Origin of the sequence: Allobosea sp. (assembly GCF_035999205.1) — a bacterium.
In the GTDB taxonomy this organism is placed as follows: Bacteria; Pseudomonadota; Alphaproteobacteria; order Rhizobiales; family Beijerinckiaceae; genus Allobosea.
In genome coordinates this window covers 55,719-81,303 of sequence record NZ_DASYHA010000025.1, presented here as the reverse complement: position 1 = coordinate 81,303, position 25,585 = coordinate 55,719, and the positions used below count along the sequence as shown (strand labels likewise).

At 66.3% G+C, this 25,585-nt stretch carries 20 protein-coding genes; 15 read left to right on the top strand and 5 right to left on the bottom strand.

Annotated elements, in window-relative coordinates:
* Window positions 1-64 precede the first annotated feature (64 nt).
* From VGN82_RS15780 to VGN82_RS15770, 3 genes are read left to right on the top strand one after another with little or no spacing between them, the layout of a single operon-like run.
* Entirely contained in the window at window positions 65-1,060 is a 996-nt protein-coding gene (locus VGN82_RS15780) for a Bug family tripartite tricarboxylate transporter substrate binding protein (RefSeq protein WP_327527994.1), read from the top strand.
* A 15-nt stretch (window positions 1,061-1,075) separates the two neighbouring features.
* Entirely contained in the window at window positions 1,076-1,525 is a 450-nt protein-coding gene (locus tag VGN82_RS15775; RefSeq protein ID WP_327527993.1) for a tripartite tricarboxylate transporter TctB family protein, read from the top strand.
* A gap of 10 nt (window positions 1,526-1,535) precedes the next feature.
* Window positions 1,536-3,035, top strand: coding sequence for a tripartite tricarboxylate transporter permease (locus VGN82_RS15770; RefSeq protein ID WP_327527992.1), 1,500 nt, complete (start codon window positions 1,536-1,538; stop codon window positions 3,033-3,035).
* Between the two features lie 30 nt (window positions 3,036-3,065).
* Here VGN82_RS15770 and VGN82_RS15765 read toward each other — a convergent pair whose 3' ends face one another.
* Window positions 3,066-4,568, bottom strand: a complete 1,503-nt coding sequence (locus tag VGN82_RS15765) for a M81 family metallopeptidase (protein WP_327527991.1) — start codon at window positions 4,566-4,568, stop codon at window positions 3,066-3,068.
* Between the two features lie 184 nt (window positions 4,569-4,752).
* On the opposite strand from VGN82_RS15765, the gene VGN82_RS15760 reads away from it, so the two are divergent.
* The 6 genes from VGN82_RS15760 (at window position 4,753) to VGN82_RS15735 (ending at window position 12,550) form a co-directional block, all read left to right on the top strand.
* Window positions 4,753-6,213: a M81 family metallopeptidase gene (locus tag VGN82_RS15760; RefSeq protein ID WP_327527990.1), complete on the top strand. Its 1,461-nt coding sequence runs from the start codon at window positions 4,753-4,755 to the stop codon at window positions 6,211-6,213.
* Window positions 6,204-7,505 (top strand): type III PLP-dependent enzyme domain-containing protein, encoded by a 1,302-nt coding sequence (locus VGN82_RS15755; protein ID WP_327527989.1) that lies wholly within the window; start codon window positions 6,204-6,206, stop codon window positions 7,503-7,505. The genes VGN82_RS15760 and VGN82_RS15755 overlap by 10 nt, the downstream gene beginning before the upstream one ends.
* Before the next feature lie 150 nt (window positions 7,506-7,655).
* The gene (locus VGN82_RS15750) at window positions 7,656-9,164 is read left to right on the top strand and encodes a M81 family metallopeptidase (protein WP_327527988.1); all 1,509 of its coding nucleotides are present in this window, start codon (window positions 7,656-7,658) and stop codon (window positions 9,162-9,164) included.
* 37 nt (window positions 9,165-9,201) lie between these two features.
* A complete protein-coding gene (locus VGN82_RS15745) occupies window positions 9,202-10,734 on the top strand; it encodes an ABC transporter substrate-binding protein (RefSeq protein ID WP_327527987.1) in 1,533 nt (510 codons plus the stop codon).
* Window positions 10,731-11,606, top strand: coding sequence for an ABC transporter permease (locus VGN82_RS15740; protein WP_327527986.1), 876 nt, complete (start codon window positions 10,731-10,733; stop codon window positions 11,604-11,606). Before VGN82_RS15745 ends, VGN82_RS15740 begins: the two co-directional genes overlap by 4 nt.
* On the top strand, window positions 11,603-12,550 hold the full coding sequence (locus VGN82_RS15735) for an ABC transporter permease (RefSeq protein ID WP_327527985.1): 948 nt from the start codon (window positions 11,603-11,605) through the stop codon (window positions 12,548-12,550). The genes VGN82_RS15740 and VGN82_RS15735 overlap by 4 nt, the downstream gene beginning before the upstream one ends.
* Window positions 12,551-12,558: 8 nt before the next feature.
* On the opposite strand, the gene VGN82_RS15730 is transcribed toward VGN82_RS15735, so the two are convergent.
* Window positions 12,559-13,350 carry an IclR family transcriptional regulator gene (locus VGN82_RS15730; RefSeq protein ID WP_327527984.1) on the bottom strand — a complete coding sequence of 264 codons (792 nt, stop codon included), beginning with the start codon at window positions 13,348-13,350 and terminating at the stop codon, window positions 12,559-12,561.
* Between the two features lie 117 nt (window positions 13,351-13,467).
* Here VGN82_RS15730 and VGN82_RS15725 point away from each other — a divergent pair, with 117 nt between their 5' ends.
* The 3 genes from VGN82_RS15725 (at window position 13,468) to VGN82_RS15715 (ending at window position 18,168) form a co-directional block, all read left to right on the top strand.
* On the top strand, window positions 13,468-14,805 hold the full coding sequence (locus VGN82_RS15725) for an aspartate aminotransferase family protein (RefSeq protein WP_327527983.1): 1,338 nt from the start codon (window positions 13,468-13,470) through the stop codon (window positions 14,803-14,805).
* Between the two features lie 262 nt (window positions 14,806-15,067).
* Window positions 15,068-16,591, top strand: coding sequence for a serine hydrolase domain-containing protein (locus VGN82_RS15720; protein ID WP_327527982.1), 1,524 nt, complete (start codon window positions 15,068-15,070; stop codon window positions 16,589-16,591).
* Window positions 16,588-18,168: an ABC transporter substrate-binding protein gene (locus VGN82_RS15715; RefSeq protein WP_327527981.1), complete on the top strand. Its 1,581-nt coding sequence runs from the start codon at window positions 16,588-16,590 to the stop codon at window positions 18,166-18,168. Before VGN82_RS15720 ends, VGN82_RS15715 begins: the two co-directional genes overlap by 4 nt.
* A 159-nt stretch (window positions 18,169-18,327) precedes the next feature.
* On the opposite strand, the gene VGN82_RS15710 is transcribed toward VGN82_RS15715, so the two are convergent.
* The 3 genes from VGN82_RS15710 to VGN82_RS15700 all read right to left on the bottom strand — a co-directional run bounded on the left by VGN82_RS15710 (window position 18,328) and on the right by VGN82_RS15700 (window position 21,545).
* Entirely contained in the window at window positions 18,328-18,840 is a 513-nt protein-coding gene (locus VGN82_RS15710) for a tripartite tricarboxylate transporter TctB family protein (RefSeq protein WP_327527980.1), read from the bottom strand.
* Window positions 18,841-18,922: 82 nt separating this feature from the next.
* Window positions 18,923-19,942, bottom strand: coding sequence for a Bug family tripartite tricarboxylate transporter substrate binding protein (locus VGN82_RS15705; RefSeq protein WP_327529154.1), 1,020 nt, complete (start codon window positions 19,940-19,942; stop codon window positions 18,923-18,925).
* 88 nt (window positions 19,943-20,030) lie between these two features.
* The gene (locus tag VGN82_RS15700; RefSeq protein WP_327527979.1) at window positions 20,031-21,545 is read right to left on the bottom strand and encodes a tripartite tricarboxylate transporter permease; all 1,515 of its coding nucleotides are present in this window, start codon (window positions 21,543-21,545) and stop codon (window positions 20,031-20,033) included.
* A 264-nt stretch (window positions 21,546-21,809) separates the two neighbouring features.
* Here VGN82_RS15700 and VGN82_RS15695 point away from each other — a divergent pair, with 264 nt between their 5' ends.
* From VGN82_RS15695 to frc, 3 genes are all read left to right on the top strand, one after another.
* Window positions 21,810-22,496, top strand: coding sequence for a GntR family transcriptional regulator (locus VGN82_RS15695; protein WP_327527978.1), 687 nt, complete (start codon window positions 21,810-21,812; stop codon window positions 22,494-22,496).
* A gap of 64 nt (window positions 22,497-22,560) precedes the next feature.
* Entirely contained in the window at window positions 22,561-24,297 is a 1,737-nt protein-coding gene (oxc, locus tag VGN82_RS15690) for an oxalyl-CoA decarboxylase (protein WP_327527977.1), read from the top strand.
* 11 nt (window positions 24,298-24,308) lie between these two features.
* Window positions 24,309-25,583, top strand: coding sequence for a formyl-CoA transferase (gene frc / locus VGN82_RS15685; protein WP_327527976.1), 1,275 nt, complete (start codon window positions 24,309-24,311; stop codon window positions 25,581-25,583).
* The last annotated feature ends 2 nt before the right edge of the window (window positions 25,584-25,585 follow it).

Sequence of the window (25,585 nt, the reverse complement as noted above, 5' to 3'; positions counted from 1 at the left end):
GCATGCGTTCCGCGCGCCCCGTTTCGGGCGAGCGCGCGGCCAACCAACGGAGGAAATCACCGCCATGACCAAGGCCCAATCCCGCCTGGATTCGTTCTCCCGCCGCCAAGCACTCTCGGTAGGCCTGCTCGCGCTCGCCGGCTTCGCAGCCCAGCCGGCCGCCGCGCAGAATTTCGAGCGCCCCGTGCGCATCGTCGTGCCCTTCGCGCCGGGCGGCACCTCGGACATTCTCGCGCGCCTGGTCGGCCCCAAGCTTTCGGCCGCGATCGGCCAGCCCGTCGTCATCGAAAACAAGCCGGGCGCGGCCGGCAATCTCGGAGCTGACACTGTCGCCAAGGCCCCGGCCGATGGGCACACGCTGCTGCTGATGGATGTTGGTTCGCTCGCGACCGCGCCGAGCCTGTTTTCCGACCTGACCTATGATCCGGTGAAGGATCTCGCCCCCGTCAGCATGGTGATGTTCGGCCCCTATGTGCTGGCGGTGCATGAATCCGTGCCGGCCAAGACGCCGCAGGAGCTTGTCGCTTATGCCAAGGCCAATCCCGGCAAGCTCGCCGTGGCCAATGCCGGCGTGGGCGCTGCCAACCACATCACGGCGGTCGCCATCGCCAAGGAACTCGGCATCAACTGGAAGAACGTGCCCTATCGCGGCGGCGCGGCCGCTTCGCGGGCCGTGGTCTCCGGCGAGAGCAACGTCATCATCAACGGTTCGACCGCGACGCTGCCCTTCGTCTCCAACAAGCAGCTCGTTGGCCTGGCGGTCACGGGCGAGGAGCGCATCGCCGGCATGCCGACCTTCAAGGAAGCGGGTTTGCCCGGCAACGATGCCGGCACCTGGCAGGGGTTGCTGACCACGGCCGGCACGCCGCCCGCGGTCGTCGCGCGCCTCAACGCCGAGATCGGCAAGATCCTGCAGGATCCCGAGATCAAGGCCAAGATTGCGGAGCAGGGCGGGGTGGTGAAGCCCGGCTCTCCGGCCGATTTCTCCGCCTGGCTGAAGACCGCGACGGATCGCTGGGGCGGCATCATCAAGGAAGCCGGCATCAAGGGCGTGAACTGAGCGGTGTCCGGGCCGATGACGCGCCGCGCACTTGACTGGCGGGACCTGATCCTCGGGCTGTTTCTCGTCGCGGTGGCGACGGGGGCGCTCTGGATGACCCGCAGGCTGCCGATCGGCAGCGCCGCCGACATGGGGCCGGGCTACATGCCCCGCGTCGTCTCGCTGGCGCTCCTCGGCTTCGGGGCGTTCTTCCTCCTGCGCGGCGCGCGGCATGCGGGGGCGGCCATCGAGCCGGTCCATCTGCGTCCGCTGCTCGCCGTCCTGCTCGCGGTCGGCATCTTCGCGCTGACGGCCGAGCGGCTCGGCCTCGCCATCGCCTCGGTTCTGACCGTTCTCCTGGCGGGTCTGGCGACCCGCGAGACGCGGCCGCTCGAAAGCATCGGCTTCGCGATCCTGCTCTCCGGCCTCGCGGCGCTGCTCTTCGTCAAGGTTCTGGCGCTGCCGGTTCCGCTCTGGCCGCGCTGAAGGCAGGCTCATGGAACTCTTCGACAACCTGCTGATGGGCCTGTCCACGGCCGTGCAGCTCAAGAATCTGGGCTTCTGCCTGGTCGGCGTGCTGATCGGCACGGCCATCGGAGTGCTGCCGGGCATCGGCCCGATCCCGACCATCGCGCTGCTGCTGCCCTTCACCTTCGGCATGGAGCCGGCCGGCGCGATGATCATGCTCGCCGGCATCTTCTACGGCGCGCAATATGGCGGTTCGACCACCGCGATCCTGGTCAACGTTCCCGGCGAGACCTCGTCGGTCGTCACCTGCCTCGATGGCCATCAGATGGCCCGGCAGGGCAAGGCGGGCACGGCGCTCGCCATCGCGGCGATCTCCTCCTTCTTCGCCGGCACGGTCGCGACCGTGGTGATCGCGCTGCTCAGCGTGCCGCTGGCGGCTCTGGCGCTGAAATTCACGGCGGTCGAGTATTTCAGCCTGCTGGTGCTCGGGCTGATCGCTGCCGTCGTGCTGGCGCATGGCTCGGTGGCGCGGTCGCTCGCCATGGTCTTCCTCGGCCTGCTGCTCGGGCTGATCGGCATCGATGTCAGCTCCGGCGCCGCCCGCATGACCTTCGGCGTCCCGGAGCTCTCGGACGGCATAGATTTCGTACCGGTCGCGATGGGCATGTTCGGGCTGGCCGAGATCATCGCCAATCTCGAGCGCCCGGCCGAGCGGCGCGTCGTCAGCCAGAAGGTCCGCGACCTCATCCCCAGCCGGGCCGATCTCCGCGCTGCTTTCCCGGCGATGGTGCGTGGCACGATGCTGGGCTCGGCGCTCGGCGTGCTCCCGGGCGGTGGTGCAGCGCTGCCGCCCTTCTCCTCCTACGCGCTTGAGAAGAAGCTCGCCAAGGACCCGTCGCGCTTCGGCCATGGCGCGATCGAAGGCGTCGCCGGCCCCGAGGCCGCCAACAATGCCGGCGCCCAGACGAGCTTTATCCCTCTGCTCACGCTCGGCATCCCCGCTAACGCGCTGATGGCGCTGATGATCGGCGCGCTTATGATGCAGGGTATCCAGCCCGGCCCGCAGATCATGCGCGAGCAGCCGCAGCTCGTCTGGGGCGTCATCGCCTCGATGTGGGTCGGCAACCTGATGCTGCTCGTCATCAACCTGCCGCTGATCGGGTTGTGGGTCTCGATGCTGAAGGTCCCCTACCGCCTTCTCTTCCCGGCCATCGTGCTGTTCTGCTGCATCGGCACCTACGGCATCGCCAACAGCCTGTTCAATGTCTGGCTGATGCTGGGCTGCGCGGCGGTCGGATATCTCTTCATCAAGGTCGGCGTCGAGCCTGCCCCCCTGCTGCTCGGGCTGGTGCTCGGCCCGCAGCTCGAGGAGAATTTCCGGCGCGCCATGCTGCTGTCGGAAGGCGACTTCTCGGTCTTCCTGACACGGCCGATCAGCGCGCTCTTGCTTGGCGCCGTAGCGTTGGCGCTGCTTGCCATGCTGTCGCCCGCCATCCTGCGCCGCAGACAGGAGGCTCTCGCCGAATAGCGTCAACGGACGGCATCGCGATTTCGCCGGTCAAAGCTCGCTCTCGGCGTGAATTGGAAAAACCGGTCGGCGCAGATGTTTGAAGGGCAGGGTGCCGATCCGGCTGGTGCAGGGGCCCGGTGTCGCGACGGTGAAGCTGCCTCGGGCAATCTTGTCATAGGCACGTCGGTGCGCCACGGCCGCCTTGACGCCGATGGCCTTCAAGTCTTCGGGGTGGATGCCCTGCGAGCGGAACTGCCCAAGATCGAAGGGCGGCGTCTTGCGGCTGGTCAGGAGCACCGTGACACCCGCGACCTCGACGACGACGCTTGGCCCCATGCTGAAGTGCGACCCCTGCGATGCCGCGAGGTGACTGTTGAGGTCTTCGAGCGTGAAAATTCCGTCGCTGGCGCGGACGAAACGCGCCTCCGCTTCGACGGGCCCCTCGGCGATCGCGTTGCCCTTGCCGCCGACGGAGATCGTCCGGATCTCGCCTGGTCTCGCGCCGGCCATGGCGGCAACGGCAGCGGGGTCGGCGATGGCGACGGCGCAGTTCTCGACGCCATGGCGCAGGAAGGCGCGGAGCACCGAGGTGCCGTCGCCCGGAGCCCCGCCGCCGATGTTGTCGGCAGGCTCCACGACGAGATAAGGACCGCCCGGCAGGTGCCGGATCTGGGAGACCGCGTCGTCGATATCCCATTCAGCGGGAAGACCGAGTTCGCGCAGCTCGGTTGCAGTCTCGACCAGACGGGCGACCGCTTCGCGAGCAGGCGGTTCCGCCCCAGTGAACGCGACCGCGAAGGCGACGCCGGCCTCGGGGACATCCGAGAACGAATACCCGCCGATGACATTCGCAACCCAGATCGCAGGAATCCCCTCTTCGATCCGCCGCGCCAGGGCTTCGAGGTCGCGCATCGGTCGATCGGCGGTGCCGGTGCCCGTGGGGGGCCAGATCACCGGTGCATTGCGGGCGAGCATGCGCGGGCAGGAGCCGTCCTTCAGCGCGCGGGCCAGCAGCCGAGCTGAGCGTACAGCGGAGTCGCGCGCATCGGCGTGTGGATTCTCGCGATAGGCGACGAGAAGATTGGCGTGCTCTGCCATGGCGGCGGTGAAATTCGCATGCAGGTCGAAAACGCCGAAGACGGGCAGCGCCTCGCAGCCCGGAACGGTTCGAATATGAGCCAGAAGCTGGCCTTCCGGATCGCGACAGCTGGTCGTGACCATTGCGCCATGCAAGGCGAGCCAGATGCCGTCGAGCCCTCCCTGCTCCAGTGCCATCCTGAGCGCGGCATCGAATTCGGCAAGGAACTGCTCGAAGACGGCATGCTCGACGGTGCCCGCCGGAAGGGCGGTGTAGTCCACGCTTGGCACGACCTCCCAGCCTTCGGCTTCCGCGACTTCCAGGAAGCCGTCCACCGTCGAGCCGTCGCCGCGCCTGGCGACGAGTTCCTCCGCGCGGCGCACGGTGAAGTCGGCAAGGGTCGTGACTTCGTCGACGAAGCTGTGGGTCTCGTGGAAGAGCGAAGCCAGCAGGATGCGTCGGCGCTGGGGCATGTTCGGCGAAGCTCCCGTCGTCGCGAGGCCTGCGCATCTCGGCGGCTGCACCGTTGCGACGCAAGCCGGCATTGTTCCATCGGAAGAAACGCCGGTCCTTTGACAGGTCGAGCCGAGACCCGGTTTCATGAAGCCGGCTGGCTGCCGGACCGAGACGGTGCCCCACCGAGCGGGAACAATCCGGATGCGGCTCTTCACGGCTTCGCTGGCGACGGAAACCAACACCTTCGCGCCGCTTTTCGTCGATCGCAGCGCCTTCGAAGGCGCCTTCTACTGCCCGCCCGGCAAGCATCCGGATACGCCGACGCTGTGTTCGGCGCCGATCGTCGCGGCGCGCCAGCGTGCGGCCAGCGAAGGCTACGAACTGATCGAGGGCACGGCGACCTGGGCCGAGCCTGCGGGGCTGGTCTCGCGCGAGGCCTATGAAAGCCTGCGCGACGAGATCCTCGGCCAGCTCGCAGCCGCGATGCCGGTCGACATCGTCCTGCTTGGACTGCACGGCGCGATGGTCGCGCGCGGCTACGATGATTGCGAGGGCGACCTGATCGCGCGGGTGCGGGCCCTGGCGGGGCCGCGTTGCGTCATCGGCGCGGAACTCGACATGCATTGCCATCTCACCGAGCAGATGGTCGAAGGCGCCGACATCATCGTCGCCTTCAAGGAATTCCCGCATACGGATTTTCTGGCGCGGGCCGAGGATCTGCTGGAACTCTGCCTCAGGACGGCGCGCAAGCAGGTTAGCCCCGCGAGCGGCGTCTTCGACTGTCGCGGGCTTGCGGCCTTCATGACCAGCCGCGAGCCCGGGCGCAGCTTCGTCGATCGGATCAAGGCCATGGAGGGTTTGGACGGGATCCTGAGCATCTCCGTCGCGCATGGCTTCCAGGCCGCCGACGTCGCCGATGTTGGGACCAAGGTGCTCGTCATCGCCGATGGGGACAAGGCGAAGGCGGAAGCCCTGGCGCGGCAGCTCGGCCTCGAGATCCTGCGCTGGGGTGGTGGCGCGACGCCTAGGCACTACAAGCCGGAGGAGGGGATCGCCGCCGCTCTCGAGCTGGCCGAGCCGGGCAGGCCAGTGGTGCTTGCCGACCGCTGGGACAATCCGGGCGGCGGCGTCGCCGGCGATTCCTCGGTGATGGTCGAGGCACTACTGCGGCATCCCGACGTGCCGGCGGCGATCGGTGCGCTGTGGGATCCCGTTGCCGTGAGCCTCTGTCGCGCCGCCGGCGTTGGCTCGGTGATACCCTTGCGCTTCATCGGCAAGGCCGCGCCGTCCTCCGGCAAGCCGATCGACGCGGTCGTCGAAGTGATCGGCACGACCGACGATCTCCGGATTCCCTTCGAGCAGAGCTGGGTCTCGCTCGGCCCAGCGGCAGCGATCCGGATCGGGAGGCTCGATATTGTGCTGGCCTCGACACGGGCCCAGACCTTCAGCCCGCCGGTGTTCACCGATCTCGGCATCGATCTCGCGGCCAAGACGATCGTCGTGGTGAAGTCCTCGAACCATTTCCACGCCGCCTTCGCACCGATCGCAGCGAGCGTGCTCTATCTCGACAGCGGCGGACCCTATCCGCCGGATGCGAGCAAGATCCCCTACACCAAGGTCAGGCGCCCCTTTTCCCCGTTGGATCCAAATCCATGGCTGTAACTGCCTCCGCCGCGCTTCCGCGCCTGTCGCTCAAAGAGATCGAGGATCAGCGTCTCGACGCGCTGAGCAAGGGAATGCCGCCCGGTCGGGCGGTATGGCTCGGGGATGTCGGCAAGCAAGGTTGGAGCCTTCTCGCCGGCGACATGCCGATGCCACTGGCGGTCATACGCGAGAGCGTCCTCAAGGCTAACAGCGCCTGGATGAGCGCCTTCACCAAGGCAAACGACCTGCTGATCGCGCCTCACGGCAAGACGACGATGGCGCCGCAGCTCTTCGACCTTCAGATCGCCGATGGTGCCTGGGCGATCACGGTCGCCACGATGCAGCAGCTCGCGGTCGCTCGGTATTTCGGCGTGAAACGCGTGATCCTGGCCAACCAGCCTGTCGGGGCGCAGGAGATCGCGGCCTGCTTCGACGCGCTCGAAGATCCCGGATTCGAATTCTACTGCCTTGCCGACAGCGCGGCCGGCGTCGCATTGCTGGCGCGCTCAGCGCAGGCTCGCGGCGGCTCCAATCCGCTGCGCATTCTCGTCGAGATCGGCTTCACGGGCGGTCGTACCGGAGCGCGCACCCGTGAGGAGGCTCTGGAGGTCTCACGTGCGGTTGCGGCATCGCCGGGCCTGCAGCTCTGCGGTTTCGAATGCTTCGAGGGCCTGCACAGCGATACCGCCAAGGCCGACGGGCTGCTCGGCGAGGTCGTCGCGGTCGCGGCCGCCGCCGAAGCCGAGGGGCTGCTCGGCCCGCAGGCCATGATCTTGAGCGCTGGCGGAACCTCCCTGTTCGACCGCGTCGGCGAGGTCTTCAATGCCGCGACCTTCACCCGGCCGGTCGTCAAGGTGCTGCGTTCCGGTTGCTATCTGACCCATGATTCCACGGCCTACTCTGCGGCCTTCAGCCGGATCACGCTGGAAACGAACCTGAAGCTGCCGCCCGGCGGACTGGAGCCTGCCCTCGAGGTCTGGGCCTATGTCCAGTCGCGACCGGAGCGCGGGCGCAGCCTTCTCACCCTGGGCAAGCGCGACATCAGCTACGATGCCGGGCTGCCCGTGCCGCTGCGGTGGTTCCGTCCCGGCGCGATGACGCTGCCTGCGACGATGCCGCCTGGGCACACCGTTCTCGCGCTCAACGACCAGCATTGCCATCTCGGGACGCCCGAGGAGAGCCCGCTTCAGATCGGCGACATGGTCGCCTTCGGCATCGGCCATCCCTGCACGACGTTCGACAAGTGGAGCGTGCTGATGCTGATCGACGACGAATGCCGCGTCACCGGCGCGATCCGCACCTTCTTCTGATGGCGGCCTTGTGTTCCTTCTGGCGGAACTCGCAATCCTTGACGTAAACTGGCGGCCTTCCTAGCCTGAACCGTAGAAGCAACAAGATGGCCGTTCCGTCGAACGACGGAAACTGTCCGAAGGCTCGAATTTGCTATCCGGGAGGTCGTGGTGCGTCTGGCGCTGATCCACATTGTCCAGGAGACGAACGACTTCAACCCGGTCCCGACGACGCTTGCCGACTACGAGGCATTCGGCCTCTATGAAGGCGACGAGATCGTCCGTCATTTCAGTGAGATCGGTCAGATCGGCGGGCATTATGCCGCGATCCGGGAGTCGGGCCTCGCTGTCGAGACCATCCCGATCATTCGGGCCTGGAGCGTGGCGGGCGGGCGGATCACGCGTGAGGCTTTCGATTACTTCCAGGACAAGATCCGTGTGGGTCTGGAGAATGTCGGCCCGATCGACGGTCTCGTCCTGCATCTGCACGGCGCCTGCGCCGCCGAGGGCATCGACGATGTCGAGGGCGAGCAGGCCGAGCTCTGCCGGCAGATCGTCGGCCCCGATGTGCCGATCATGCTTGGGCTCGATCACCACGCCAACATCACGCAGAAGACCGTGGCTAACTGCACGGCGATCGTCGGGCACCGCACCCAGCCCCATGACGTCTTCGACACCGGCAAGATCGGGACCGAGGTGCTGTTGCGCATCCTGCGGGAGAAGCTCAGGCCGGTCATGGCATGGCGGAAGATCCCCCTGCTTTCGCATCAGGAGCAGTTCCTGACATCGAAGGGGCCGATGAAGATCTGGTTCGACCGGGCGCGGGCTCTGGAGGCGGACAAGCGCGTTCTGCAGGCGTCGAACTATCCGATGCAGCCTTGGCTCGATGTCGCCGAGGGCGGCTGGTCGACGATCGTCGTCACCGATGGCGACCAGGCCCTGGCCGAAAAACTCGCGGACGAGCTCGCCGATCTCGCCTGGTCGATGCGCGACGACTTCCAGGTTCGTGAGGCTGTGACTGTAGACGAGGCGGTGCTGAAGGCCGATGCGGCTACGCGCGGCATGGTGGTGCTGAGCGACACGGGCGACACCGTCTTCGGCGGCGCGGCTGGCGACAGCAACCTGCTGCTGGAGGCAATGCTGCGGCTCGGCATCAAGGGCCGGGCGCTGATCCCGCTGATCTCGCCCCAGGCGGTCGCGACGCTGACGGCGGCCGGCGAGGGCGCGGAGGTGACATTGCCGCTCGGTGGGGATGCGGCGCCGGACTTCTTCAAGCCGCTGACGGTGACGGGGCGCGTGCGCAGGCTTGGCAGCGGTGCGATCCCGCTCAGCTTCAACCACCAGACCGAGGTCGACATGGGCCGGGTCGCAATCTTCGACGTCGGGCCGGTGACGCTGCTGATCTCGGAGTTGCGCGGCGTCGCCGGCAATGTGCCGGACGTCTACGAGGCCTTCGGAGTCAACTTGGCGGACTACAAGATGGCCGTGCTCAAGACCGCCTCGAACTTCCAGTATTTCGACGCGATCGCCTCCGGGCTCGTCCGTGCCGATACCAGCGGACCGGGACAGTCCGACGTCTTCACCCTGCCGTGGCAGCGCATTCCGCGGCCGGTCTACCCACTGGAATCAATAAGCGACTGGCGGGCGCATTCGTCCCAGCCGGGAGCGGGAACGGGCTGAAAGAGAACTGAAGCAAAACGAGGGGAAAGCGATGACAATGCTGTCGCGACGTCAATTCTGCATCACTGGCCTCGCTCTCGCTGGAACGGCCCTGGCGGCGCCGCTGCCGGCATCGGCTCAGCAGCTGAAGGGTGGAACGCTGCGCGTCGCGGTGCTGAGCGAACTGGCGAACTACGATCCGCAGCAACTCTCGACCGTGAACTTCCACGTCATCAAGAACCTGTACGACAGCCTGATCGAGTACACGCCGGACGGCAAGCCGGAGCCTAGCCTGGCGACCGAGTGGAAGATCGCGCCGGACAAGACTTCGGTTTCCCTGACGCTGCGCGACGGCGTCACCTTCCACAGCGGCACGCCCTTCAAGTCGGATTCCGTGCTGGCGACGTTGCAGAAGGGCGCCGACCCCAAGCGCGGCAAGAACGTCTTTTCGACGATGTCGATCGTGAAGGACTGGTCGGCGCCGGATGACCGCACCGTCACCATCAACTTCAAGGCGCCGGTGCCAGAACGGCAGATCCTCGACCTGCTGCAGTTCCTGTTACCCATCGATCCGAAGGGCATCGACACGGTCGAGACGGTGCCGGCCGGCACCGGCCCCTATACGCTGGTCAGCCGCGCAGTCGGGCAGGGGCTTCGCCTCAAGGCCAATCCGAAATACTGGCGGCCCAATCAGCCGGTGGCACAGGACCTCGCCTTCACCGTCTTCACCGAGGATCAGGCGGCGACCGCGGCGCTGGAGTCGGGCGCCGTCGATATCGTCTATGGCGGGTCTTCGCGCAGCGCGGTCAGGCTCAAGGGCGCTGGCTATCAGGTCTTCGCTGGGCCGGGGCCGCTGGTGCAGGTCTTCCGCATCAACTCGACGCGCGGCCCCTTCCGCAACAAGTCGTTCCGGCAGGCCTTCAACTACCTGATGGACAGGCCGAGCATCCTGCGCGTCGGCTATGCGGGAATGGGACAGGAGGTCGCGCTGCCATGGGCGCCGGCGAGCCCGGCCTTCAACGCCTCTTATGCCAAGACCTACGCCTTCGACATCGACAAGGCGAAGAAGCTGATCGCTGCCTCCGGCCTCTCCGCTGACGAGATCAAGGGCTGGAAGCTCCTGGTGAACGGCAGCGACGAGCCATCCGTCGCGATCAGCCAGATCGTCCAGGGCTCGCTCGCCAAGGCCGGCATTCCGATCGAGCTCGATATGAGGCTCGGAGCAGAATACGTCACGGCGCTGCTGGGTGGCGATTTCGCGGCGGTGTTCGGCGCGGTCGGCAACGTTCAGAAGTTCCCCTCGCGCGTCACCACGAACTCGATCTACCGCACCTCGCAGAACCCGATCCTCAAGGATCCGCATCCCCACCCCGACTATGTCGCGGCCATCGCCAGGGTCGACGCGTCGACCGGCGGCGAGGCCGACGTCAAGGCCGCATATGACAACCTCAACAAGGTCATGGTCGAGGAGGCCTTCGGCATCCCGACCAATTCCTACGATGTCGGTCTGATCGTGACGTCGCCCAAGATCGGTGGGGTGACGCTCGACATGGACAACCTCCTCGTCGCGCGGACCATCGGGTTCAAGTGACGGGCCTTGCTGCGGCGGGGCGCCTGCTGCGCCGGCTCTTGACCCGGCGCGGCGCGGCGCTCAGCCTCGCTTTCCTCGTGTTGGTGGCGTGCACTGCGCTCTTCGCCGGCTTCCTGCCGCTCGATCCGCTGCGGCAGAGCATTGCCGATTCACTCAAGCCTCCGTCGCTGGAGAACTGGTTCGGCACTGACGAACTCGGCCGCGACATCCTCGCGCGCGTCGTCTATGGCGCGCGCACCTCGCTGGCGACGGCCTTCGGCGCGGTCTTCATCGCCGCGCTCGTCGGCGTGCCGGTAGGGCTCGTCGCCGGCTTTTACGGGGACTGGCGCGATTCCGTCTTGATGCGCTGCATCGACGTCCTGCTGGCACTGCCCAACATCCTTTTCGCGATGGCCCTGATCGCAGTCCTCGGCCGCAGCCAGGGCGCGGCACTGGTCGCTGTCGGCGTCGCCGGCATTCCCAGCTTCGCCCGCATTGCCCGTGCGCAGGTGATGGCGCTGCGCCCGCTCGATTTCGTCACCGCGGTGCGCGGATTCGGCGGCGGGCCGGGCTACATCATGTTCCGAACCATCCTGCCCAACGCATTGAGCCCGCTGGTGGTGCAGGCGATCGTGCTGGCGTCGATCGCAATCCTGCTGGAAGCCGCGCTCTCCTTTCTCGGGGTCGGCGTTCCACCACCGACACCGAGCTGGGGCGAGATGCTGCGCACCGGCAAATCCTATCTCTACGAGGCGCCAACCTATGCCGTGCTGCCGGGGATCGTGCTGACGCTGACGATCCTGTCCTTCGACACGATCGGCCGGGCGCTGACGGCGCTCATCGACCGCGACGAGACCGATGCCGTCCGCGAGACTGCCGGGGGCAGGCGATGACGGCCTACGTCCTGCGCCGGCTCGTCCAGATGCTGCCTGTCCTCTTGCTTGCCTCATTCGCCATCTTCGCGATGCTTTACGCGGTGCCGGGCGGGCCGGTCGCGGTCATCGTCGGCGAAAACGCCTCGCAGGAAGAGATCGCCGCCGCGATCCAGCGCCACGGCCTCGACCGGCCGATGGTCGTGCAATATCTCGACTGGCTCGGCCGGGCGCTGACGGGCGATTTCGGACTGTCGCTCCACAGCCGCCAGCCCGTGCTACAACTGATCGGCGAAAGGCTGCCGGCAACGGCACAGCTCGCGCTTGCCGCCATCTTCATTGCGCTTGTGCTGGGCATTCCGGTCGCCATCGCCAGCGCCGTGAAGCCGAATTCCTGGCTCGACCGGGTGCTGAGCGGCTGGAGCGCGCTGGCGCTCGGTGTGCCGACCTTCTGGGTCGGGATCCTGCTGATCCTCGTATTCGCCGTGGAACTGCGCTGGCTGCCCTCGGCTTCGCGGCACGTGCCCTTCTGGGAAGCTCCGCTCGATGCGTTGCGCAGCCTCGCCCTGCCGGCGCTGACACTCGGCGTTTATGTGTCCGGCATCCTGGCGCGGTTCCTGCGCGCCTCGCTGATCGGGGAATCGCGCTCCGACTATGTCCGCACCGCAAGGGCCAAGGGCGTGCCGGAAAGCCGCGTCGTCGGCCTGCACATCATGCGCAACGCGCTCCTGCCCTTCGTCACCATCGTCGGCTTGATGATGGCGAACTTCATCGGCGGGGCCGTGGTCACCGAGGCGGTCTTCACCTATCCGGGCCTCGGGCGCCTGCTGATCCAGGCGATCAGCACCCGCGACTATCCGCTGATCCAGGGCTGCATCCTGGTGATCCTGGTGGCCTACATGCTGATCAACCTTTCGGTCGACGTTCTCTACGCGTGGATCGACCCGCGGATCGAGTACCGATGAGCGGGGTCTCAGAGCGCCGTCGTCGTGGGATGCGACCCGAATTGGACCGAAATGGTGGCCGCCACCTCGCGCAATCTCGTTCCGGCCTTGGCCGCCAGCGAACGCGGCATGCGCATCAACGGCGCCGAGATCGAGAGCGCGGCCACCGGGTAGCCATCCTCGTCGAGGATCGGCACGCCCACGCACATCGCCCCGTCCTCGTTCTCGCCCATCTCAGTGGCGTAGCCCGCACGAACGACCTGCCGCAGCTGCCGCTCAATCTCCTCGCGTTCGAGCAGGGTGCGGCCGGTCATCTCGGTCAATGGCAGGTCGAGCTGGCGCCGGCGTTCGGCTTCCGGGAGGAAGGCGAGGATTGCCTTGCCGAGTGCGGTCGAATGCATCGGATGGCTCTCGCCGATGCGCGCCTGCATCCTGAGGGAGCGGTTGGCCTCGACCAGATCGATATAGACGACCGTGCCGTTGCCCTTGACCGCCAGGTTCACGGTCTCGTTGAACTCGTGCATCAGCTCGATCATGGCGGGCCGCGCAAGTGCGCGGATCTTGCTGACGCTGGCATCCGCTCGGGCGATGGCGCGCAGCTGTGGGCCGAGATTGTACCGATCGGTCGAGCGGTTGTGGTCGAGGAACCCGGCCGCGGTCAGCGTCTGCAGGTAGCGGAAGGTCGTCGTCTTCGGGATCCGCAGCTCCTTGCTGACGGCCGTCAGCGCGATCTCGTGCCCATGCCGGGCGACCAGCTCGAGCACCCTGAGCGCCTTCATCACCGGCTGCACGACATAGGGGTTGTCGGGTTTCTTGGCCATGCTCGCTCCGCTTGTCCCGATCGCATAACAGCTCGATCGAATTCCGCAAGACGAAACCAACGTTCCTTTACACGGTGATGGCGGCCTGATCTGGTCGAAGCTTCAGCAGGGGAGGCGATGCAGGTGGCAGGAAGCGGCACCGGGCAGGCGGAAACACTGCATTTCGAGAATTCGGCCAGGGACATCGCCAGGAATGCCCGCTTCATCGCGGGTGGCGTGAACAGCAACTTCCGTCTCGGCATGGCTCCGGGGCCGCTCGTCTTCGAGCGCGGCGAGGGCGCCTACCTCATCGACGTCGATGGCAACCGGATCATCGACTATTACTGCGGCATGGGCGCGACCGTGCTCGGCCACTCGCCGAAGCCGGTGATCGAGGCGGCGCAGAAGCAGGCGGAGAAGGGCATCCTCTTCGCCGGGCAGGCACCGATCGAGTACGAGGCCGCCAGGCTGATCTGCGAACGCGTCCCTTCCGCCGAGCGCCTGCGCTTCGGTTCATCGGGCTCGGAAGTGGCGCAGGCGGCGATGCGCCTCGCGCGTGCCGCCACCGGTCGGCGGACCATCATCAAGTTCGAAGGGCATTATCACGGCTGGTTCGACAACATCCTGTGGTCGACCGCCCCCGGCCTCAATGCAGCCGGGCCGGAGGATGCGCCGGCGCCGGTCATCGGCAGCAGGGGGCAGGATCCGGCGGCGGGCGATGGCCTCGCGGTCCTCGGCTGGAACGATCTCGCCGCGCTGGAGGCCCGGCTTGCGAAGGGCGATGTCGCTGCCGTGCTGATGGAGCCGGCGATGTGCAACCAAGGCGCCATCGCTCCCGCGCCCGGCTACCTGGAAGGCGCGCTCGCCGCCTGCCGCAAGCATGGCGCGCTGCTGATCTTCGATGAGGTCATCACCGGCTTTCGCCTCGGTCGGGGCGGGGCGCAGGAGCGCTTCGGCGTGACGCCTGATCTCACCATCATGGCGAAGGCGATCGCCAACGGTTTTCCCGTGGCGGCCATTGCCGGCCGGGCGGATCTCCTCGACCTCTTCGCCGATGGCGTACTGCATGGCGGCACGTTCAACGCGCAGCCGATCGCCATGGCGGCCCTGGTCGCGACGCAGACGATGCTGACGCCCGATCACTACCAGCGCAGTTCCGAGCAGGGGCAGCGACTTCAGGACGGGATTCGGGGCATCCTGGCCGAGGCCGGCGTGAAGGCGCAGGTCGCAGGCTTCCCGCTGATGTTCCACATCGCCTTCGGGCTCGATGAGCCCGCACGGAACTATCGGGACGTGGCCCGGGCCGACAAGGCGGCCTATGGCCGCTTCGCGCTCGCCCTGCTCAAGCGCGGCGTTCGCGTCCTGGAACGCGGCGCTTGGTTCGTCTCGTCGGAGCACGATGCGGAGGTGGTCGACGCGACCTTGGAAGCGGTGCGGCTGGCGGCTCGCGAAGTCGCCTCGCAGGTCACAGCTTAAGGCGGGCTCCGATCAGGTTGAATCAATCTGGGCGGATCTGCCCCCAAACTCTTGATTGATAAAGCGTTGAGGCTTCCGGCGGTCCTAAGTCTGCCAACGCCTAGGCACTTCGGCTCGCTGCAGAATTGCCCCCTGCCGCACGGGCCGTGCAGCCGCCTTCAAGGACCAAATCCGCTCTGTCGATCGTGCATGGCGGCATGGTTGCGTTGCCTGTCGTCAGGGCTCGGGGTTCCGCTAACCTGAGGGCAAGGGGAGGGCCTGAATGTTGAACTGGGCACAGGCTGGCGCGGCGGCCCGCTCGATCACCGAAGCCTGGACGCGCGGCGGCGGTCCAGGTGGCGCGATCGTGTTGTTCGATGGCGAAGGCGTCCGCGATGCGGCCGGCGGGGGCTACGCCTCGGTCGAAGGGGCAGTGGCCTTCACGCCGGATACGCCGAACCGGTTCGCATCGATCAGCAAGCACTTCCTCGCAACGGCGCTACTGCGCGCCGGCTTCGATCTCGAAGCGCGCCTCGGCGATCTTCTGAGCGATCTCCCGGCGACGCTGGCCGAGGTACCGCTCGGGCGCGCGCTCGACATGACCGCCGCCCTGCCGGACATGATGGAGGTGTTCTGGCAGGCGGGAGTGCCCTTCACAGCGACGCTGAGCGCCGCGGATATCCGCGCGATGCTGAACCACTTCCCGGGACTGAACGGCACGCCCGGCGAGGAGATGGCTTATTCCAATACCGGCTGGCGCCTTGCCCAGGTGGCGCTCGAGCGCCGCGCTGCGATCCCCTATGCGCAGATCATTGCCGAACTGGTCGCTCCCCTCGATCTCGCCATTCGCTTCACTTCGGATGAAACCGAAATCATCCCCGGCCTGGCGAGCGGGTACTGGCATGATGGCGACGGTTGGCGGCGTGGCCGCTACGGCCTGCATTTCTCTGCCTCCGGCGGCATGGCGGGCAGCGCCGCCGCGTTGGCGCGCTGGTGCTCGGCGCTGCTCTCCGGACGCGACCATCTTGCGGGCGTTATTGATCGTCTCGTCGAGCCGAGGCGTTTCAACGATGGCAGCGCCAGTGCCTACCGGCTCGGCCTTGTCGAGACGAGGCTCGGCGAGATCGCGCTGGTCGGGCATGGCGGCTCCCTGCCGGGCTACCGTAACCACATGCTGATGGCGCCGGCGCAGGGTGTCGGCGTGGTGGTCATGACGAACCGGGAGGAGGACGCCCTCTGGCTGACGCTGCAGGTCCTCGCCAGGCTTCTCGGGCAGGACTTGCCGCCTGCTCCGCAGAATGCTCCCACGGGTCTCTTTGCCGCCGAGGCGGGACCGGTCTGGGCCGAGCTGACGCCAGACGCTATCAGTTTCAACGGCGGCTTCGAGCGGCTCGTCGCCGATCAAACAGGCGGGCTGCGCAGCCTGCCCGCCTATCTCGACATCCAGTTGACGCCTGACGGGCCCGACAGTCTCGAGGGCCGTATCGGAGGCGTCAGGCGGCGGCTCTCGCGGGTTCCGCCAACCCCGCTCGATCCGCGCCTCCCGGGCAGCTGGCGCGAACGGAATTTCGATCTCGCGCTGACGATCCGGCCGGATGGCACGGCGCGCCTTCCCTGGGCCGGCGGGATCGGCTTCGAGAGCAGGCTGACGCCGCTACCCGGCGGCCGGGCGCTTGCCGATCTGGTCCACGGCCCCTGGCGGCATCGCCCTTGCTTGTGGCTGCAGCCCGACGGAACCCTGCGGGTCGCCAGCCACCGCGCGCGCATTCTCCACTTCGAACGCGTTCCCGAAGGAGACCTGTCATGATCATTCGTCGTCTGATGGCGCTGGCCTGCGGCGCTGGCGTCTGCGCTCTCGCGGCCGGGGCATTCGCGCAGGCCCCCAAGAACGTCCTGCGCGTCGCGCCTCATGCCGACCTGAAGACGCTCGATCCCGTCGCGGCCTCGATCGTGATCACCCGCATGCACGGGCTGATGATCTACGAGACGCTTTTTGCCTGGGACGCCAGTCTCCAGCCGCGCCCGCAGATGGTCGACAGCTTCAGTACCTCGCCAGACAAGCTCGCCTGGACCTTCACCTTGCGCCCCGGGCTGAAGTTCCACGATGGCCAGCCGGTGACGACACGTGACGTCATCGCCTCGCTGCAGCGCTGGATGGCCCGCGACACGATCGGCGGCAAGCTCGGGGAATACACCGACCGGATGGAAGCCACCGACGACCGGACCTTCGTACTTCACCTCAAGCGCCCGATGGCCCTGGTCCCCTTCGCGCTCGGCTCGGCCGTCGGGCAGATCCCCGTGATCATGCGCGAGAGCGACGCCAAGAGCGATCCGATGAAGCCGATCACCGAGACGATCGGCAGCGGCCCCTTCCGCTTCAACCGCGCGGAGTGGCGCAGCGGCGCGAAGGTCGTCTACGACCGGAACGCCGATTACGTGCCACGGCAGGAGCCCGCGGACGGTCTGGCCGGCGGTCGCGTCGTCAAGGTCGATCGCGTCGAATGGATGATCATGCCTGACCAGGCCACCGCCGCGGCGGCCCTGCAGACCGGCGAGATCGACATCTGGGAACAGCCGAGCCAGGATCTGATCCCCGTCATCGCGGGCAGCAAGGACATCCGGGTCGATCGCTTCTCCAACCTGGCGAACCAGGGCATGCTGCGGCCGAACAGCCTCCATCCGCCGTTCAACAATCCTAAGGCCCGGCTCGCGCTCGCCTTCGCCACCGACCAGGCGGATTTCCTCGCGGCCGGCTATGGCGACGATCAGTGGTGGCGGCGCTGCAATTCCTACTTTGTCTGCGGCGGCCCGAACGGAACCGAGGTCGGGACCGACGCCTTCGCCAAGCCCGACCTCGAGACGGCGCGCCGCCTGCTCGCCGAGAGCGGCTACAAGGGCGAGAAGCTGGTCCTCAGCACGAGCAACGACATCGCGCCCATCGGACGCATGGCCGAGGTTGCGGCCGCTTCGCTGAGGAAGGTCGGGTTCAACATCGACCTGCAGGTCGCGGACTGGGGCACGGTAACCACCCGACAGCAGAACCGGGGCACCCAGGAGCAGGGCGGCTGGAACCTGTTCGTGACCACCGCCTCGGGCGCGACAATGCAGTCCCCGCTGACCAATATCGGCACCAACATGGCCTGCGAGAAGGCCTGGTCCGGCTGGCCCTGCGACGCCGAAGCCGAAAAGCTGCGCGGGGCCGTGGTCGATGCGCCGGACGAGGCCAGCCGCAAGGCGGCGGTCGAGGCTTTGCATCGGCGGCTGGCCGAGATGCAGCCCTATCGCGTGCTCGGCCAGTTCGACCAGCCCTATGCCAGCCGCGCCAACGTCTCGGGCGTGCTCAAGGCCCCGGTCATGCTGTTCTGGAACATCGAGAAGAAGTAGCCGGCGCAACTCGCCGCGGCGCTACCCGGCCCCCGGCCCACAGCGCACATGAAAAGGGCTGCGGCCTTGTCGGTCGCAGCCCCGCCGGGCTTGGGCAGATGACTGCCGGCCCGCCCCGATGACGGTCGCGCTCGCCCCCCGCTCACGCGCCGCCGCCGATCAGTAGCCCAGTGCAGCTTCCAGCGGCCCCTTCGGCAGCGGCACGAGGAACCAGACCTCGAACATCATAAAATTGATGATCGCGATGCCGAGCGACACGACCGCCGCCTTCCAGAGCGGGAACTTGCCGAAGAACACCATGAAGGCGCCGATATAGATCGCGGCCGAGACGTAGATGCCGATATAGTTCGTCGCCAGAACGAAGATCACGGCGGGAACGAAGATCGCCGCCATGCGCTTGAGGCCCGGAACGGTCGTCGCGACCTTTTCGCCCTCCGCCGTGTGCGGAAGCGCGTGAGCCAGGTTGATGAGGGAGGCGATGCCCATCGCCACGACCATGTAGAACGGGAAGAGGCCCGGCTGCGGTCCCTCATTCGGCTTCCACGCGATCCCCAGCCGCAGGCTGTCGATCATGACGATCGCGCAGACGACGAGGAAGAACAGCGCTACCGCAATGTCCAGCGAGCGGTAGCTGAAGAGCGCGCGGCCTTCGGCTTCGTCATTGGTGTCCATGTGATCAAACCTTCCGCTGGATCTCGATGGCCTGGATGGTCTCGCGGCCGCGCTCATCGAGCCCGGCCGCGGGCGCTGCCGGTCACTGCGTCGCGAGGAAGCCGGCGTTCTTCATCAAGTCGGCGTGCTGCGTCTCGGCGCTCGCGACCCATTTCTCGTAGTCCGGGCCGCTCATGAAGGTCTGGTTGAAGGCACCCTTCTCCATGAATTCCTGCCATTCCGGCGTCGCCATGACCTTCTTCAGCAGGTCGACATAGAAGTTCACCTGCGCCGGCGTCGCATTCTTGGTGGTGAAGATCCCGCGCAGCATCTGGTACTCGACCGGCAGGCCCGATTCCTTGCAGGTCGGGATGTCGCTCCAGGCTTCCTTGTCGGTCACCTTCGCCGTGTAGGTCGAGCGCTTCGCGTCGAAGATGCAGAGCGGGCGGAGCTGGCCGGCGCGCCACTGCGCGACAGCCTCGATCGGGTTGTTGACCGTGGAATCGACGTGCTTGCCGACCAGCTGCACCGCCACCTGCCCGCCGCCGGCATAGGGCACATAGGTGAACTTCTTGCCGTCGGTTTGCTGCTCGACTGCCGCCGTGAGGATCTGGTCCTCCTGCTTGGAGCCCGTCCCGCCCATCTTGAACTGGCGGTCGGCGCCGGCCTTGACCGCGTCGACATACTCTTTGGCGGTCTTCTGTGGCGCTTCGCTGTTGACCCAGAGCACGAACTGGTCGAGCGCCAGCATGGCGACGGGCTTCATGTCCTTCCAGCTGAACGGCGATCCCGTGCCCAGCGGCGTCGTGAACAGGTTCGACAAGGTGATCACGATCTTATGCGGATCGTTCGCGCTCGACTTCATCTCCAGGAAGCCTTCAGCGCCTGCGCCACCGGCCTTGTTGATGACGATCAGAGGCTGCTTCATCAGGTTGTGCTTCTGCACGAGGCCCTGGATGAAACGGGCCATCTGGTCGGCGCCGCCGCCGGTTCCGGCCGGGATCACCAGCGTCACCGGCTTCGTCGGCTCCCAGCCTTGCGCCAAGGCGGGCGAGGCCAGGCAGGCGCTTGCCGCGAGCGTCGCCGCAATTGCACTGACCTTCGAGACTCCCCTGCGGATCATCATGCTTCCTCCCTCGATGGGCGGCTTTCCGCCGCGCTAGTAAAGTGATGAAGGCAAATGCGGTGGCGGGAATGCCCGCGGGGCGGCCTCACGCCGCGCGGGCGACGGCGTCGCCGCCCGAGAGCTTGGCACGGAGCGCCTGGAGCATCGGCCAGAACGCCATCACCATGCCCAGCGTCATGATGCTGCCGCACAGCCAGTTGGACCAGAACACGCTGACATTGCCCTGCGAAACCAGCATGGCCTGCCGGAACGAGCTCTCTGCCTGGTCGCCGAGGACCAGCGCCAGGACGAGCGGCGGCAGCGGATAGCGCAGCTTGTTGAAGAGATAGCCGAGCACGCCGAAGACCAGCATCATCCAGACATCGAACATCGCATTGTTCACGGTGTAGGCGCCGATCGCGCAGATGAAGACGATCGCCGGCGCGATGATCGAGAACGGCACCCGCAGGATCGCTGCGAACAGCGGCACGCAGGTCAGCACCATGACGAGGCCGACGACGTTGCCCAGATACATCGAGGCGATCAGGCCCCAGACGAAGTCCGGCTTCTCGACGAAGAGGAGTGGACCGGGCTGCAGCCCCCAGATCAGCAGCCCGCCGAGGAGGACGGCGGCGGTCGGCGATCCCGGGATGCCGAGCGTCAGCATCGGCAGCAGGGCCGAGGTGCCCGCGGCATGGGCTGCCGTCTCGGGCGCGATCACGCCCTCGAGTTCGCCCTTGCCGAAATTGTTGCCGTTCTTCGACAGGCGCTTGGCGATGCCGTAGCCCATGAAGGAGGCGGGGGTCGCACCGCCAGGCGTGATGCCCATCCAGCAGCCGACGATGCAGCTGCGGAGGAAGGTCAGCCACATCTTGGGGAGCTGGCGCCAGGTGCGGATCACCGCATCCATGCGCAGCTTTGCGGCGGCGCCGTTGAACTTGAGCCCGTCTTCCATCGAGCACAGGATCTCGCCGATGCCGAAAAGGCCGATGACGGCGACGAGGAACTTGAAGCCGTTCAGGAGTTCATCCTGGCCGAACGTCATCCGCAGCGTGCCGGTCACGCCGTCGAGGCCGACCGAGGCCAGGGCGAAGCCGAGGCACATCGAGGCGACCGTCTTGAAAGCCGAGCCCCGCCCCATGCCGATGAAGCTGGCGAAGGTGAGGAACTGCACTGCGAAGAATTCTGCTGGCCCGAACTTCAGCGCGAACTTCGCGACCACCGGCGCGAGGAAGGTGATCAGGCAGACGGCGAAGATGGCGCCGACGAAGGAGGCCGTGAAGGCGCCGACAAGAGCCTCGTCGGCCTTGCCGTTCTGCGCCATCGGGTGCCCGTCGAAGGTCGTCGCGACCGACCAGGGCTCACCTGGAATGTTGAAGAGGATCGAGGTAATGGCGCCGCCGAACAGCGCGCCCCAGTAGATGCTGGTCAGCAGGATGATCGCCGAGGTCGGCGGCATGCTGAAGGTCAGGGGCAGGAGAATGGCGACGCCATTCGCGCCGCCGAGGCCCGGCAGGACACCGATGATCACGCCGAGCGTGATGCCGATGACCATGAGCATGATGTGGTAGGCGCTGAGTGCGACGGCGAATCCGCCGAACAGGGCGTTCAGTTCATCCATAGCGCTTCGTCCCCATAGCTGGCCTTGTTCTGGGACCGCGCAATGACCAACGCAGAACCGACTGGCCTTATTCGAATGAGCCTAAGATGAATTATCGTGGCATGCAATATGCCATTTCTGGCTGCACTGCAGCATTATAATTGCCGAATTGGGGCCGTTGCGCGGCTATTTCTTTCATTATATGGTATGCCAGAAACCAGCGCTCTCGCCGCATGATGCGGATCGGGCACGCTTGGCGAGAGCAACACGGAAATCGACTTCGCAATGGTCAAAGCACAGCTGGAAGTCCAACCGATCGAGGAGGTTCAGAGCCTCAAGAGCCGTACCTACGAGGCCCTGAAGGCTGCGATCGGTGCGATGAAGATCTATGACGCCAACGCGGAGCTGCGGCTCGACGAGCGCGCGCTCTCGCTTCAGTTCGGCGTCAGCCGGACGCCCCTGCGCGAAGCGCTCGCCCAGCTCGAACAGGAAGGGCTGGTCAGGATCGCGCCGCGCCGCGGCATCTTCATCGTGCGCAAGACCAAGGCCGAGATCCTCGAGATGATCACGGTTTGGGCCGCGCTCGAGAGCATGGCTGCGCGCCTTGCCACCGAAGTCGCGTCCGATGCCGAGATCGCTGGCCTGCACGGCCTCGTCGACACCTTCGACAGCGCCGACATCGAAGTGCACATGGGCGAGTACTCGGACGCCAATATCCGCTTCCACGCGGCGATCATCGCGTTGTCAGGCTGCAAGCTGATCGCCGAGATCACCAATGGCCTGTTCACGCATGTGCGTGCCATCCGCCAGCGCACGATCTTCGAGCAGGACCGGGCTCGTCGCTCGATCGTCGATCACAAGGAGATCGTCGAGGCGCTGGAGACCCGCAACGGCGAGCGTGCCGAGCGACTCGTCCGCGAACACACCCTCAAGCTGCGCCAGCACGTCGACCAGTTCGTCCAGCTCGACTGAGCTGGGCCAAGATCAAAAACAATAAAATCAGAAACAATAATCAAATAACTAGGGAGAAAGCGGGATGTCCGCAGTCGTACAGAGCATCTCTTCTGCCGCGCCAGAGGCAGAGCGCGAACTGACCGATGGCTTCAACCTCATCATCGATGCGCTGAAGCTTAACGGACTCGACACGATCTATGGCGTGCCGGGCATTCCGATCACCGATTTCGGTCGCATGGCGCAGGCGGCAGGCATCCGCGTCCTCTCGTTCCGCCACGAGCAGAACGCCGGTTATGCCGCCTCGATCGCCGGCTTCCTCACGAAGAAGCCCGGCATCTGCCTGACCGTTTCGGCACCCGGCTTTCTCAATGGCCTGACGGCGCTCGCGCATGCGACCACGAACTGCTTCCCGATGATCCTGATCTCGGGCTCCTCCGAGCGCGAGATCGTCGACCTGCAGCAGGGCGACTACGAGGAAATGGACCAGCTGGCTGTCGCCAAGCCGTTGTGCAAGGCGGCGTTCCGCGTCCTGCACGCGCAGGATATCGGCATCGGCCTGGCTCGCGCGATTCGCGCCGCGGTCTCCGGCCGGCCGGGCGGCGTCTATCTCGACCTGCCGGCCAAGCTGTTCGGCCAGGTCATGGACGCCGAAGCGGGCGCCAAGTCGCTGGTCGAGGTGATCGACGCCGCTCCGGCGCAGCTTCCGGCGCCGGAAGCAATCCGCCGCGCGCTCGACGTGCTGAAGGGCGCCAAGCGACCCCTGATCATTCTCGGCAAGGGCGCAGCCTACGCCCAGGCCGACGATGAGATCTGTCAGCTCGTGGAGACGAGCGGCATTCCCTTCCTGCCGATGAGCATGGCCAAGGGCTTGCTGCCGGATCTGCATCCGCAATGCGCCGGCGCGGCGCGTTCGACCGTGCTCAAGGATTCCGACGTCGTCATGCTGATCGGCGCGCGGCTGAACTGGCTCCTGTCGCACGGCAAGGGCAAGAGCTGGGGCGAGGAACCGAAGAAGTTCATCCAGATCGACATAGAGCCGAAGGAGATGGACTCCAACGTCGAGATCGTCGCGCCGGTCGTCGGCGACATCGGCTCCTGCGTCAGCGCGCTGCTCGCCGGCATGGGCGGCTCATGGGCCAAGCCGCCAGCCGAGTGGACGGGCGCCGTCGCCAAGAAGCGCGACGAGAACGTCGCCAAGATGGCGCCGCGGCTGATGAACAACAACGTGCCGATGGATTATCACGGCGCGCTCGGTGTGCTGCGCACCATCATCAAGGAGCGACCGGACGCCATCCTGGTCAACGAGGGTGCCAACACGCTCGATCTCGCCCGCGGCATCATCGACATGTACCAGCCGCGCAAGCGCCTCGATGTCGGCACCTGGGGCGTGATGGGCATCGGCATGGGCTATGCCATTGCCGCCGCCGTCGAGACCGGCAAGCCGGTGCTCGCCGTCGAGGGCGATTCGGCTTTCGGCTTCTCTGGCATGGAGGTCGAGACGATCTGCCGGTACAACCTGCCGGTCTGCGTCGTCATCTTCAACAATAACGGCATCTATCGCGGCACCGACGTCAACACCGCCGGCGACGATCCGGCCACGACCGTGTTCGTGGAGAATGCCCGCTACGATCGCATGATGGAGGCGTTCGGCGGCGTCGGCGTCAACGCGGTTTCGCCCGACGAGCTGAAGCGCGCCGTCAACGCGGCGATGGACAGCCGCAAGCCGACCTTGATCAACGCGGTAATCGACCCGACCGCCGGCAGCGAAAGCGGCCGCATCGGCAATCTCAATCCGCAAAGCGCACTCAAGAAGAAATAAGGGAGGGTCCAATGCAAGCGCTCGAAGGCGTCAAGGTTCTCGACTTCACCCATGTCCAGTCCGGACCGACCTGCACGCAACTCCTCGCCTGGTTCGGTGCGGACGTGATCAAGGTCGAGCGTCCGGGCACCGGCGACATCACGCGCGGCCAGCTCTGCGACGTGCCGGATGCGGACAGCCTCTATTTCACGATGCTGAACCACAACAAGCGTTCGATCACGCTCGACACCAAGAACCCCAAGGGCATGGAGGTGCTCTGGGAAATGGTGAAGATCTGCGACGTGATGGTCGAGAATTTCGCCCCGGGCGTGCTTGACCGCATGGGCCTGACCTGGGCAAAGGTCCACGAGGTCAATCCGCGTATGATCGTCGCGTCGGTCAAGGGTTTCGGTCCAGGCCCCTACGAGGACTGCAAGGTCTATGAGAACGTCGCGCAATGCGCCGGCGGCGCGGCCTCGACGACGGGCTTCCGCGACGGCGTGCCGCTGGTCACTGGCGCCCAGATCGGCGATTCCGGCACGGGCCTGCATCTGGCGCTCGGCATCGTCACGGCACTTTATCATCGCACCCATTCCGGCCTCGGCCAGAAGGTCGATTGTGCGATGCAGGATGGCGTGCTGAACCTCTGCCGCGTCAAACTGCGCGACCAGCAGCGGCTCGACCATGGCCCGCTCAAGGAATACAGCCAATTCGGCGAGGGCGTGCCCTTCGGCGATGCCGTTCCGCGCGCGGGCAACGATTCCGGCGGCGGCCAGCCCGGCCGCATCCTGAAGTGCAAGGGCTGGGAGACCGACCCCAACGCCTACATCTACTTCATCACTCAGGCCCCGGTCTGGGAGAAGATCTGTGACGTGATCGGCGAGCCCGGCTGGAAGACCGACCCGGACTACGCCAAGCCGCCGGCACGGCTGCCCAGGCTGAACGAGATCTTCGGTCGCATCGAGCAGTGGACCATGTCCAAGACCAAGTTCGAGGCGATGGACATCCTCAACGAGTACGACATCCCCTGTGGCCCGATCCTCTCGATGAAGGAGATCGCCGAGGAGAAGTCCCTGCGCGACACCGGCACCGTGGTCGAGGTCGATCATCCGAAGCGCGGCAAGTACCTCTCGGTCGGAAACCCGATCAAGCTCTCCAACAGCCCAACCGTGGTGAAGCGCTCGCCCCTGCTTGGCGAGCACACCGACGAGGTGCTGCGCGACGTGCTCAAGTTCGACGAGGGCCGCATCGCGTCGATCACCGAATCCGGCGCTACCGGCGCGCTGACGCGCACGGCGGCAGAGTAATC